The organism is Erwinia sp. V71, assembly GCF_965644245.1.
In the GTDB taxonomy this organism is placed as follows: domain Bacteria; phylum Pseudomonadota; class Gammaproteobacteria; order Enterobacterales; family Enterobacteriaceae; genus Erwinia.
The window spans coordinates 1-12,497 of record NZ_CBFFRK010000029.1 but is presented as its reverse complement, the minus strand read 5'-3'; the positions used below and the strand labels follow the sequence as shown (position 1 = coordinate 12,497).

Here is a 12,497-nt window from a genome sequence, read left to right as displayed (position 1 = left end):
ATCAGCCTCCGGCGATGGCCTGGAATATCACCAGTTCATCGCCCTCCTGAAGAAGATGGGATGGCCAGCGGTCGCGTGGCACGATTGCCTGATTTACAGCTAAAGCCGTGCCAGGCTGGTGGCGCGCCAGCTGCTCCAGCAGTTCGCTTAGTGACAGAGGAGAAGTCAGCGTCATGGGCTCGTCATTCACCACGATTTTCACTGTTCACCCCCGCAAACCGCACAGTGCGCGCTGCGCTGCAGACTGAGCGTGCGCCAGGCCTGCTGCCGGGCATCAAACAGGCGCAGTTTGCCGTTCAGCACCGACGATTGCCCTGCCAGTAATTTCAGCGCCTCAAGCGCCTGTAACGCGCCGACCACGCCGACCACCGGTCCCAGCACCCCGGCAGTGCGGCAGTTGCGCTGAGGTTCCGCGTCGTCCGGCCACAGGCAGCGGTAACAGCCTTGCTCCCATGGCGGTGAGATGACCATCAGCTGGCCGCTAAAACCCACGGCGCTGCCGCTGACCAGCGGCCTGTTATGCGCGACGCAGGCGGCATTCACGGCATGGCGGGTGCTCATGTTGTCACTGCAGTCCAGCACCAGATCGACCTGTTGCACCAGTGCGGGCAGGTTATCTGCATCCAGACGCTGTTCGACGGCGATCGCTTCCACCTGTGGGTTCAGCGCCTGCAGATGTTGTCGCGCCAGCTGTGCTTTCGGCTGGCCGGTTTCCCGGCTGCGAAACAGGATCTGCCGCTGTAAGTTGCTGATATGCAATTTGTCGTCATCTGCCAGCAGCAGTTTGCCGACGCCTGCCGCCGCCAGATACAACGCTGCAGGCGAGCCAAGCCCGCCCACGCCGATAATCAGCACGCTGGCGCGTTGCAGTTTCTCCTGCGCGGCAATACCGAATTCTTCCAGCAGCAACTGGCGGCTGTAGCGCAAAAAATCATTGTCGCTCAGCATGCAGCTCTCCCTGCGACGCCGCCACTAACGCCAGCAATGTCTGCGTGGCCTGATGCCAGTCTGGTGCCTGAGTGATGGCACTCACCACGGCAATACTGCCGACGCCGGTCGCCAGCACCGCTGGCGCGCGTTCGATGCTGATGCCACCAATCGCCACTGTCGGCATATTGCGCAGGCGATCAAGATGGCGTGTCAGCTCGCTGAGTCCCTGAGGTTCAGAGGGCATCTGCTTGGTTTGTGTCGGGAAAATATGCCCCAGTGCGATATACGATGGCTGCTGCGCCAGCGCGCGATCCAGCTCGGCATCGTCATGGGTGGAAAGACCGAGACGCAGCCCGGCGCGGCGAATGGCATCCAGGTCGGCGACATCCAGATCCTCCTGACCAAGATGGACGCCGTACGCCTGATGTTTAATCGCCAGCTGCCAGTAATCATTGATAAACAGCCGTGCGTGGTACTGTTTCCCCAGCGCAATGGCGGCAATAATATCGGCCTCGACCGCGTCGTCGGGCTGATCTTTGATACGCAGCTGAATGGTGCGCACGCCAGCCTCCAGCAGACGCGCGATCCACTCAACGCTGTCGACCACCGGATACAGCCCCAGCTGTTTTACCGTGGCAGGGAAGGGATGTGTCATGCCTGTTCCTCCTGGTGCAGGGTATCGGCAGGGTGGTACAGCTCACCGCCACGACGGCGGAAAGCGTCCGACATCTCTGCCATACCGATTTCAATAGGTTGCGCCTGCGCTTCCTGCCGCGCGGCGTATTCGCGCACTTCCTGAGTGATCTTCATCGAGCAGAATTTCGGGCCGCACATTGAACAGAAGTGGGCGACTTTGCCGGACTCCTGCGGCAGCGTTTCATCGTGGTAGGCGCGTGCGGTGTGGGGATCGAGCGCCAGGTTAAACTGATCTTCCCAGCGGAATTCGAAGCGTGCTTTTGACATGGCGTTATCGCGGATTTGTGCGCCGGGGTGCCCTTTTGCCAGGTCGGCGGCGTGGGCGGCGATCTTGTAGGTAATCAGCCCCTGTTTCACATCTTCCTTGTTGGGCAGGCCGAGATGCTCCTTCGGCGTCACATAACACAGCATGGCGCAGCCAAACCAGCCAATCATCGCTGCGCCAATCCCGGAAGTGAAATGGTCATAACCTGGTGCGATATCAGTGGTCAGTGGCCCAAGGGTATAGAACGGCGCTTCGTGGCAGTGTTCCAGCTGCTCGGTCATATTGCGGCGGATCATCTGCATCGGCACATGGCCCGGGCCTTCAATCATCACCTGTACGTCATACTCCCAGGCGATTTTGGTCAGTTCGCCCAGCGTATGCAGTTCGGCGAACTGCGCGTCGTCATTGGCATCCTGAATGGAACCCGGGCGCAGGCCGTCACCCAGCGACAGCGAGACATCATAGGCAGCGCAGATCTGGCAGACTTCACGGAAATGCTGGTAGAGGAAGTTTTCACGGTGATGCGACAGGCACCACTTCGCCATGATGGAGCCACCGCGTGACACAATGCCGGTCAGCCGTTTTGCGGTCATTGGCACATAACGCAGCAGCACACCGGCGTGAATGGTGAAGTAGTCGACACCTTGCTCCGCCTGCTCCAACAGAGTATCGCGGAACACCTCCCAGTTCAGGTCTTCGGCGACGCCATTCACTTTTTCCAGTGCCTGGTAGATCGGCACCGTGCCGATAGGCACCGGGCTGTTACGCAGGATCCATTCGCGCGTTTCGTGGATATAGCGGCCAGTGGAGAGATCCATCACCGTATCGGCGCCCCAGCGGGTGGACCACACCAGCTTCTCCACTTCCTCTTCAATCGAGGAAGTGACGGCAGAATTGCCGATATTGGCATTCACTTTCACCAGGAAGTTACGGCCGATAATCATCGGCTCCGACTCCGGGTGATTAATATTGGCCGGAATAATGGCGCGTCCGGCCGCCACTTCCTGACGGACAAATTCTGCGGTGATGTTGTCGGGGAGCAAGGCACCGAAGCTGTTGCCGGGGTGCTGTTGCAGCAGCACGTCACCGCGGATGCGTTCGCGTCCCATATTTTCCCGCAGGGCGATAAATTCCATTTCTGGAGTGATGATGCCGAGGCGTGCATAGTGCAGCTGTGTCACACAGTGACCGGCGCGGGCACGGCGCGGACGCGGCAGATGCTCAAAGCGCAGATGATCAAGACCTTCATCCGCCAGACGCTGCTGGGTATAGCGGGAACTCAGCTGGGCGATCTCTTCGCTGTCACCGCGTTCGGCGATCCACGCTGCGCGGCCACGCGTCAGCCCGCGGTGCACATCGATACTGGCCGCAGGGTCGCCGTACGGACCGGCGGTGTCATACACCGGCACCGGTTCATTCTCTTCAAACTGTGGGTTCTCTTTGCTGCCGCCGGTGAGCGTCGGACTGAGCTGGATTTCACGCATCGGCACACGGATATCGGCGCGTGAACCCTGCAGGTAGATACGTTGTGAATGGGGGAAAGCGGTTCCCTGCAGGGAATCGATAAACTGTTGCGCCTCAGCGCGTTGCTCGCGGCGGGTGGATTTTTTCTTCACGTCAGACATAGCACATATCCTTAATACAAAAGGGAAAATGGCTTGTCCGGAGTTCGGCAGGAGTAACAGACGGCGTGACGCAACAGCGGTCAGCACCGAAACAGCGTGTGTACTCTTGTTCCCTTCGCAGGTACTAACCTGATCAGGTTCCGCGGATCCCGAATTAACGGTCTCAGCCCCTAAGGGCACTCCGACAAGATGATTTTGGCGTTTTAAATGCCAAAATTAGGTGCGGCGTTTTGAAAACACGCGCACAAAATAGCCCCCTCAGCATAAGGGGGCTTTTTTGAAATTACCAGCGGATAATTTTTACGCCGGGCGTGCCGCCTCGGCATCGTTGGCGGCGGCGAGCGCACGCAACTGGTTATCGAATGCCAGCTGGATCAGCTTATCCTCAAGGGTAAAACGCACTTCCAGTGCTTCGCCCACCCCGGACAGCGCCTGCTGAAATTCCAGGCAATTATCATCATCAATCGCCGCTTCCAGACTACTGTCGTAGTAGTCCATAATTTGCTGGGTATTGGCCTGCAGAGCCGGATAGATCTGCGAGGCCACCACAAACGGGCTGTCGCCCTCCATCTCGGCGATAATGCGTTCGTAGATGCTGAAGTGGCCAACGGAAAGGTAGTCCACCAGATTCTGGCAGAAATTATCGAGAGCTTTGTCGTCCAGCGGGGTTAATGAATCTTTTTTGGGCTTAATGACGGCCAGCTGATAATACGCCGCCAGTAGCTGCCGGCGGGCATTTAACCAAAGATCCACCAGAGCATTACTGCCGCCGATTCGAGCGGTCAGCACATCTAACTGGTTTAGCATGATCGGCTCCATGGGATATAGTTTTAGCGCAAGTTTCTGAATACTTAACAGCAGTTGTGCAGCGAGTCTGTTAAAGCAAAAGGATAATAATTTTTATGGAACAGCAAATTACAAGCGTAGACGCTGGTTGGTGGGTTGTCAGCCATGAACAGCAACTTTGGTTGCCACAAGGTGATCTGCCGCATGGAAATGCCGGGGAATTAGGGCTGGTGGGATCGTCAGGATCGGTAATTGGCGAATGGCAGGGCGAGAATGTCTGGTTGATCTGCGCGAACCGCAGCGAAAATATGGGATCGGTACGGCAGATCCTCGATCAGGACGTGGGCCTGTTTCAGCTGGCCGGACGTGGTGTCCAGCTGGCCGAATTCTACCGTTCTCACCGCTGGTGCGGCTATTGCGGCCACGAGATGCATCTCAGCAAGACCGAGTTCGCCTGCCTGTGTAATCACTGCCGCCAGCGCTACTATCCGCAAATCGCGCCATGCATTATCGTCGCCATTCGCCGCGGTGAGGAGATCCTGCTGGCGCAGCATGCGCGCCACCGCAACAGTATTTACACCGTGCTGGCCGGTTTTGTCGAAGTGGGGGAAACCCTCGAGCAAGCCGTGGCACGTGAGGTGATGGAAGAGAGCAGCATCAGGGTGAAGAACGTACGTTACGTCACCTCGCAACCGTGGCCGTTCCCCCATTCGCTAATGATGGCGTTTATGGCGGAGTATGACGGCGGCGAGCTGCAACACGATGGCAAAGAGTTGATTGATGCGGGCTGGTATCGTTACGACGACCTGCCATTGCTGCCACCGCCCGGTACGGTAGCGCGCCGCCTGATCGAAGATACCGTTGCCCTGTGTCGTGCCGCGGCGGATTAAACCTCGCCGCCAGTCTGTTATACTACGCGCCTGTTTTTAAGAGAGTCCGATAATGAGTGAACTGAAGAACGACCGCTATTTACGCGCGCTGCTGCGTCAGCCAGTGGATGTCACCCCGGTATGGATGATGCGCCAGGCGGGACGCTATTTACCGGAGTATAAAGCGACCCGTGCGCAGGCCGGTGACTTTATGTCACTGTGCAAAAACGCTGAGCTGGCGTGCGAAGTCACCCTGCAGCCGCTGCGGCGCTATGCACTGGATGCGGCGATTCTGTTCTCCGATATCCTCACTATCCCGGACGCGATGGGACTCGGTCTGTATTTTGAAGCCGGTGAAGGTCCGCGTTTTTCCGCACCGATTACCTGTGCTGAGGATGTGAAAAAACTGCCGGTGCCCGATCCTGAGCAAGAGCTGGGTTATGTGATGAATGCGGTACGCACCATTCGCAAAGCCCTGAATGGCGATGTGCCGCTGATCGGCTTCTCCGGCAGCCCATGGACGCTGGCAACCTATATGGTGGAAGGCGGCAGCAGCAAAGCGTTCACCAAAATCAAAAAGATGATGTACGCCGAGCCGCAAACGTTGCATCTGCTGCTGGATAAACTGGCTGACAGCGTCACTCTGTACCTGAATGCGCAGATCCGCGCAGGTGCGCAGTCGCTGATGATTTTTGATACCTGGGGCGGCGTGCTGACAGGCCGTGATTATCGCGAGTTCTCACTCTACTACATGCATAAAATCGTCGATGGCCTGCTGCATGAGAATGAAGGCCGTCGTGTCCCGGTGACGCTGTTTACCAAAGGTGGCGGTCAGTGGCTGGAAGATCTGGCGGCGACCGGCTGTGATGCGCTGGGCCTCGACTGGACCACAGATATTGCGGATGCGCGCCGTCGCGTCGGCGATCGTGTGGCGCTGCAGGGCAATATGGACCCGTCGATGCTGTATGCACCACCTGCACGCATTGAGCAGGAAGTGGCGACGATTCTGCAGGGCTTTGGCCATGGCAGCGGCCATGTGTTTAACCTGGGGCATGGTATTCACCAGGACGTACCGCCAGAGCATGCAGGGGTGTTTGTCGAGGCCGTGCACAGGCTGTCACAGCCTTACCACGCGGAGTAACGATGGACATGCAGGCGCTGCGTGCAGAGCAGCTGGAACGGGCGCAGCAGGTGGTACGCCACGATAATTTTGCCTGCTTTCCGCCGCGCCTGATTGCCGGTGCCGATGTCGGCTTCGAGCAGCAGGGCGAGGTCACGCGCGCCGCGCTGGTTATTCTCGAATACCCGTCGCTGAGGTTACTGGAATACCGGGTGGCGCGTATTGCCACCACCATGCCCTATATCCCCGGTTTTCTCTCGTTCCGCGAATGCCCGGCACTGCTGGCGGCCTGGCAGAGGCTGGAGCACCAGCCCGATCTGCTGTTTGTCGATGGTCATGGTATCTCCCATCCGCGCCGTCTCGGTGTCGCCAGCCATTTTGGCCTGCTGGTGGATGTGCCCACCATTGGCGTGGCGAAACAGCGTCTTTGCGGTAAGTTTGCGCCGCTGGATGAGTCACCCGGCGCATCTCAGCCTCTGCTGGATAAAGGCGAGCAACTGGGCTGGGTATGGCGCAGTAAAGCGCGCTGCAATCCGTTGTTTATCTCCACCGGGCACCGTGTCAGCCACGAGACGGCGCTACAGTGGGTGGAAAACTGTATGGCGGGCTACCGTCTGCCGGAACCGACGCGCTGGGCCGATGCTGTGGCGTCCGGTCGTCCGGCGTTTCTGCGCTGGCAGCAGCAGCAGGGTTAACGGTGTGAGTCGGCGGCTTTTCAGGTACACTGCTGACCGCGCTTCAATGTCTGTGAGATCTCTCTAATGTTACGTAATCCGATTCATCTGCGGCTGGAAAAGCTGGAAAGCTGGCAGCACGTTACTTTTATGGCTTGCCTGTGCGAGCGTATGTACCCCAATTATTGGGCTTTTTGCCAGCAAACCGGTTTTGCCGATGCGCAGCTGTATCGCCGTATTCTCGATCTGGTGTGGGAAACGCTGGTGGTCAAAGACGCCAAAGTGAATTTCGACAGCCAGCTGGAGAAACTGGAAGATGCCATTCCGGCGGCAGAGGATTACGATGTCTACGGCGTTCACCCGGCGATTGATGCCTGTGTGGCGCTGAGCGAATTACTGCACTCGCGTCTGAGCGGTGAAACCCTGAGCCATGCGATTGAAGTCAGCGAAACTTCCATCACCACTGTCGCCATCCTCGAAATGACGCAGGCCGGTCGCGAAATGAGCGATGAAGAGCTGAAAGAGAACCCGGCGGTGGAGGAAGAGTGGGACATTCAGTGGGAGATTTTCCGCCTGCTGGCTGCCTGCGAAGAGCGTGACCTGGAGCTGATCAAAGGACTGCGATCTGACCTCCGGGAAGCGGGAATCAGTAACATCGGTATAAATTTTCAGCAATAAGGCGATAAAACGTGACTTCACGCCTGATTTGTCGTGCCGAAAGGCTTCACATCCGCCCCCTGTCTGGTCTACATTTGGGGGGCTGAAAAATGTGGCTATCGGTGCGTGCAGGCAGAAGAGTGCCAGATACTGGCTTTTCCCTCGCACTTGATGCTTAGCAAGCGATAAATACACTGTAAGGATAACTTATGAACAAGACTCAACTGATTGATGTAATTGCGGACAAAGCGGACCTGTCTAAGACCCAGGCTAAAGCTGCTCTGGAATCCACCCTGGCTGCAATTACTGAGTCTCTGAAAGAAGGTGATGCTGTACAACTGGTTGGTTTTGGTACTTTTAAAGTTAACCACCGTGCTGAGCGTACTGGCCGCAACCCGCAGACTGGCAAAGAAATCAAAATTGCTGCTGCAAACGTACCGGCATTCGTATCTGGTAAAGCACTGAAAGACGCTGTTAAGTAATAGCGTTAGCGCTAAAAGTTTGAACACGGGGAGCGATTAATCGCTCCTTTTGTTTTTTGGTGATCACAGCAGCCTGGCTTGCCTGCCATTTCAGGTTTGCGCAGTGCTCGCAATCCTCACGTACTGAAGTACGCTCCGGTTGCTGTGCGCCGGGCGCACCTGAACTGGCTGCGCCGCCGACGGCTGAGCATTGACGCTCGCTGTAGAGTGAATCCCATTATCTGTGCCAGTATTGGCAAGAATTTCTAAATCAGCACCAGTTTTTGCGAGAATTTATGAAAAAGTACATTCTCCTCGCTTTTACCCTTTTCCTTGTGGGTTGCAGCTCCAGTTCCACGCTGCCGGACTTCACTGCCAGCGGTTATGTTGCGGATCGTGGTGTGGTACGTATCTGGCGCAAAGACAGCCAGCAGCAGGCTGCACATATGATGACGGTGTACAGTCCGCTGACTGGCGACGCCACCGAAATTACCGATTACAGCTGGCAGGATGGCAAGCTGGTCGCCATCGAACGCCATACCAAAGGTTCGCGCCCGGATGATGTCACGCTGCGCTTTGACCATCAGGGCAACCTCAGCTTTATGCAGCGACAGCTGCAGGGACGCCGTGAAGCGCTGTCAGAAGACGCTGTCGAGCTTTACCGCTTTGATGCCCAGCGGATGCTTAAGATCAGCGATGCGCTGCTTAGCGGTCGCGTTATGCTGCATCAGGGGCAATGGCAGGCGGATGGCAGTGTGAAAACCTGTCAGGGTAACGTGCTGAAACCCGGTTTTGACAGTCGTGAGCGGGGTTACATTGCCCAGCGTCAGGCTAACGCCAGTATGCCGGTGAACATTGCCTGGCTCGATGCCCCGGAAGGGACTCAGTTGCTGCTGGTGGCGAACGAAGATTACTGCTCGTGGGAACCGAAGGAAGCGGAATTCTGAGGGGGAACGTCTTCGTGCACCTTCCCCCGCTAAGCGGGGGAAGGCTGGGATGGGGGAACCCCGGATGCCCTTACTTGCGATTAATCGCGCGGTAACCGATATCTTTGCGGCAGAAGCTGCCTTCCCAGGAGATGTTCTGCAGCAGCTGGTAAGCGCGTTGCTGCGCTGCCGCCACATCTTCACCCAGCGCGGTCACACACAGCACACGTCCACCGCTGGTCACGACTTTATCATCCTGCAGCGTCGTTCCGGCGTGGAACACTTTGCCGTCTGCCACTTCTTCCAGCGGTAAACCGTGGATCTGGTCACCGGTATTGTAATCACCCGGATAACCGCCAGCGGCCAGAACCACACCCAGTGAAGGACGTGGATCCCAGCTGGAATCTTTTTGATCCAGTTTACCGTCACAGGCGGCCAGGCACAGATCCACCAGATCCGACTGCAGACGCAGCATGATCGGTTGCGTTTCCGGATCGCCGAAACGGCAGTTGAATTCGATCACTTTCGGCTTGCCGCTGCCATCGATCATCAGGCCGGCATACAGGAAACCGGTATACGTATTGCCTTCTGCCGCCATACCACGCACGGTCGGCCAGATAACCTCGTCCATCACGCGCTGGTGGACGTCATCGGTCACCACTGGCGCCGGAGAGTAAGCGCCCATACCGCCGGTATTCGGGCCGGTATCGCCATCGCCAACACGTTTGTGATCCTGGCTGGTGGCCATTGGCAGAACGTTTTCACCGTCAACCATCACGATAAAGCTGGCTTCTTCGCCATCGAGGAACTCTTCCACCACGATGCGGTGACCGGCATCGCCAAAGGCATTGCCTGCCAGCATATCCTGAATGGCGTCTTCCGCTTCCTGCAGGGTCATGGCGACAATCACGCCTTTGCCTGCCGCCAGACCGTCGGCTTTAATCACGATCGGCGCGCCTTTGCTGCGCACGTAGGCCAGCGCTGGCTCTACTTCGGTAAAGTTCTGGTATTCCGCGGTCGGGATCTGATGACGCGCGAGGAAATCTTTGGTGAAGGCTTTTGAGCCTTCCAGCTGTGCTGCCGCCTGCGTTGGGCCAAAGATCTTCAGACCTGCCGCGCGGAAAGCATCAACCACACCAATCACCAGCGGCGCTTCCGGGCCGACGATGGTCAGATCGATCTTCTCATTCTGTGCAAAGCTCAGCAGTGCCGGGATATCGGTCGCGCTGATGGCGACGTTTTGCAGCGCAGGTTCCAGCGCGGTGCCGGCATTGCCTGGTGCGACAAACACGGTTTCCGCCAGTGGGGATTGTGCTGCTTTCCATGCCAGGGCGTGTTCACGGCCGCCATTACCAATTACTAAAATTTTCATCTCACAGTCTCCAGAGGCAATTAATGGCGGAAATGGCGCATGTCGGTGAAGATCATGGCGATGCCGTGCTCGTTGGCGGCGGCAATCACTTCATCATCACGGATCGAACCACCAGGCTGGATGACACAGGTCACGCCAACCGCCGCTGCGGCATCAATGCCGTCACGGAACGGGAAGAAGGCATCGGATGCCATCGCGCAGCCTTTCACTTCCAGACCTTCATCAGCAGCTTTAATGCCGGCGATTTTCGCAGAGTAGACACGGCTCATCTGACCGGCGCCAATGCCGATGGTCATATTGTTTTTCGCATAAACAATGGCGTTGGATTTCACGAATTTGGCTACTTTCCAGCAGAACAGCGCATCGCGCAGCTCTTCTTCGCCCGGCTGACGCTCGCTGACCACTCGCAGCTGGCTGGCGTCGACCATGCCCAGATCGCGATCCTGCACCAGCAGGCCACCGTTAACACGTTTGAAGTCCAGACCTTTCTGGCGCTGCTGCCACTGACCGCAGGTCAGTACACGCACGTTCTGTTTGCTGGCAGTGACTTTCAGTGCCGCTTCGCTGGCGGATGGCGCGATAATCACTTCGACAAACTTACGGCTGATAATCGCCTGTGCAGTGGCTTCATCCAGTTCACGGTTGAACGCAATGATGCCGCCGAACGCGGAAGTCGGGTCGGTTTTATACGCGAGATCGTAGGCGGTCAGGATGGAATCACCGACGGCAACACCACACGGGTTGGCGTGCTTGACGATCACACAGGCCGGCTCGGCGAACTCTTTCACACATTCCAGTGCCGCATCAGTATCTGCGATATTGTTATAGGAGAGTGCTTTGCCCTGAACCTGCTGCGCAGTAGCAACGGAAGCTTCAGTAATTTTCTCTTCTATATAGAAAGCGGCGTCCTGATGGCTGTTCTCGCCATAACGCATATCCTGCTTCTTAATAAAGTTCAGGTTCAGCGTACGCGGGAAACGACCGGCAGGTTCACGTGATTCGCTGTGATAGGCCGGAACCAGGCTACCGAAGTAGTTGGCGATCATGCTGTCATAAGCCGCAGTGTGTTCGAATGCTTTGATCGCCAGGTCGAAACGGGTAGCCAGTGTCAGCGAGTTAGCGTTGGCATCCAGCTCGGCAATAATGGCCGTGTAGTCGCTGCTCTTCACCACAATGGCGACATCTTTATGGTTCTTCGCTGCGGAGCGCACCATGGTTGGGCCGCCGATATCGATATTCTCTACCGCATCTTCCAGTGAGCAGCCTTCACGTGCCACGGTTTCTGCAAACGGGTACAGGTTTACCACCACCATATCGATGGGCTGGATAGCGTGCTGCGCCATAATGGCGTCGTCCTGACCGCGGCGACCAAGAATGCCACCATGCACTTTCGGGTGCAGCGTTTTGACGCGTCCATCCATCATTTCCGGGAAGCCGGTGTAGTCGGAGACTTCGGTGACCGGCAGGCCCGCGTCGGCCAGCAGACGTGCAGTACCGCCAGTAGACAGCAGTTCAACACCGCGGCTGGAGAGCGCCTGGGCGAATTCAAGGATACCGGCTTTGTCAGACACGCTGAGCAGCGCGCGGCGTACAGGACGAGGTTGTTGCATGGTGGTTTTATCCCTTGGCTTTGGGTTTGCATTAACTTGTGGAACGAAAGTGTCGCCATAAAGAGCGTTACATCAAGCTTAGCGTTCTCTTTATATAGTGAGAGAAGATAAGTTTCAGGTAACGCCCCCAAAAAGGGGAGTCCATTTTGTCGCGGGCATTGTAGCGAAAACGTTTGCGTGATGCTCGTCAAAATTGTTTATCGATATCCTGTGTGGATAAGTTTGTGTATAACTGGGTATAAGGCGGGCTTTTGCTGTGGAATGCAGCAAACAGTGAATTTATGGCAAATTACTTGTTGCGGGCGGCGCGGAACTCCCTATAATGCGCCTCCATCGACACGGAACAACGACGTAACAGTCACCGGGTTGAGCGGTTCAGGAAGTTGAAACAACGTCCTGAACTGACAGAGAAAAAACTTCTGAAAAGAGGTTGACTCTGAAAGAGGAAAGCGTAATATACGCCACCTCGCAGCAGCAGGCGAAGCCGCTGACTGCACTGCTCTTTA

At 56.9% G+C, this 12,497-nt stretch carries 13 protein-coding genes and 1 riboswitch; of the genes, 6 read left to right on the top strand and 7 right to left on the bottom strand.

Going from position 1 to position 12,497, the window contains the following annotated elements; genetic code table 11:
• Position 1: 1 nt before the first annotated feature.
• The 5 genes from thiS to rsd all read right to left on the bottom strand — a co-directional run bounded on the left by thiS (position 2) and on the right by rsd (position 4,323).
• A complete protein-coding gene (gene thiS / locus ACSZO1_RS08965; RefSeq protein WP_437611648.1) occupies positions 2 to 202 on the bottom strand; it encodes a sulfur carrier protein ThiS in 201 nt (66 codons plus the stop codon).
• A complete protein-coding gene (locus tag ACSZO1_RS08960) occupies positions 199 to 948 on the bottom strand; it encodes a HesA/MoeB/ThiF family protein (RefSeq protein WP_437611646.1) in 750 nt (249 codons plus the stop codon). Before ACSZO1_RS08960 ends, thiS begins: the two co-directional genes overlap by 4 nt.
• Complete coding sequence (gene thiE, locus ACSZO1_RS08955; RefSeq protein ID WP_437611644.1) at positions 932 to 1,585, bottom strand: thiamine phosphate synthase; 654 nt, start codon at positions 1,583 to 1,585, stop codon at positions 932 to 934. Before thiE ends, ACSZO1_RS08960 begins: the two co-directional genes overlap by 17 nt.
• Positions 1,582 to 3,516 (bottom strand): phosphomethylpyrimidine synthase ThiC, encoded by a 1,935-nt coding sequence (gene thiC, locus ACSZO1_RS08950; protein WP_437611642.1) that lies wholly within the window; start codon positions 3,514 to 3,516, stop codon positions 1,582 to 1,584. Before thiC ends, thiE begins: the two co-directional genes overlap by 4 nt.
• A gap of 93 nt (positions 3,517 to 3,609) precedes the next feature.
• Positions 3,610 to 3,710: riboswitch (TPP riboswitch) on the bottom strand.
• Between the two features lie 106 nt (positions 3,711 to 3,816).
• Positions 3,817 to 4,323, bottom strand: coding sequence for a sigma D regulator (gene rsd, locus ACSZO1_RS08945; RefSeq protein ID WP_437611640.1), 507 nt, complete (start codon positions 4,321 to 4,323; stop codon positions 3,817 to 3,819).
• Between the two features lie 95 nt (positions 4,324 to 4,418).
• Between rsd and nudC the strand changes: the two genes are divergently transcribed.
• The 6 genes from nudC (at position 4,419) to ACSZO1_RS08915 (ending at position 9,030) form a co-directional block, all read left to right on the top strand.
• Entirely contained in the window at positions 4,419 to 5,192 is a 774-nt protein-coding gene (gene nudC / locus ACSZO1_RS08940) for an NAD(+) diphosphatase (protein ID WP_437611638.1), read from the top strand.
• 52 nt (positions 5,193 to 5,244) lie between these two features.
• Positions 5,245 to 6,312, top strand: a complete 1,068-nt coding sequence (gene hemE / locus ACSZO1_RS08935) for a uroporphyrinogen decarboxylase (protein ID WP_437611636.1) — start codon at positions 5,245 to 5,247, stop codon at positions 6,310 to 6,312.
• A gap of 2 nt (positions 6,313 to 6,314) precedes the next feature.
• Positions 6,315 to 6,986 (top strand): deoxyribonuclease V, encoded by a 672-nt coding sequence (gene nfi / locus ACSZO1_RS08930; protein ID WP_437611634.1) that lies wholly within the window; start codon positions 6,315 to 6,317, stop codon positions 6,984 to 6,986.
• A 66-nt stretch (positions 6,987 to 7,052) separates the two neighbouring features.
• On the top strand, positions 7,053 to 7,643 hold the full coding sequence (locus ACSZO1_RS08925) for a YjaG family protein (protein ID WP_437611632.1): 591 nt from the start codon (positions 7,053 to 7,055) through the stop codon (positions 7,641 to 7,643).
• 188 nt (positions 7,644 to 7,831) lie between these two features.
• Positions 7,832 to 8,104 (top strand): nucleoid-associated protein HU-alpha, encoded by a 273-nt coding sequence (gene hupA / locus ACSZO1_RS08920; protein WP_002438605.1) that lies wholly within the window; start codon positions 7,832 to 7,834, stop codon positions 8,102 to 8,104.
• Positions 8,105 to 8,379: 275 nt separating this feature from the next.
• Positions 8,380 to 9,030 carry a DUF1481 domain-containing protein gene (locus ACSZO1_RS08915; RefSeq protein WP_437611629.1) on the top strand — a complete coding sequence of 217 codons (651 nt, stop codon included), beginning with the start codon at positions 8,380 to 8,382 and terminating at the stop codon, positions 9,028 to 9,030.
• A gap of 70 nt (positions 9,031 to 9,100) precedes the next feature.
• On the opposite strand, the gene purD is transcribed toward ACSZO1_RS08915, so the two are convergent.
• Both purD and purH read right to left on the bottom strand, forming a co-directional pair.
• The gene (purD, locus tag ACSZO1_RS08910; RefSeq protein WP_437611627.1) at positions 9,101 to 10,381 is read right to left on the bottom strand and encodes a phosphoribosylamine--glycine ligase; all 1,281 of its coding nucleotides are present in this window, start codon (positions 10,379 to 10,381) and stop codon (positions 9,101 to 9,103) included.
• Positions 10,382 to 10,401: 20 nt separating this feature from the next.
• Positions 10,402 to 11,991, bottom strand: a complete 1,590-nt coding sequence (gene purH / locus ACSZO1_RS08905) for a bifunctional phosphoribosylaminoimidazolecarboxamide formyltransferase/IMP cyclohydrolase (RefSeq protein ID WP_437611624.1) — start codon at positions 11,989 to 11,991, stop codon at positions 10,402 to 10,404.
• Positions 11,992 to 12,497 lie beyond the last annotated feature (506 nt).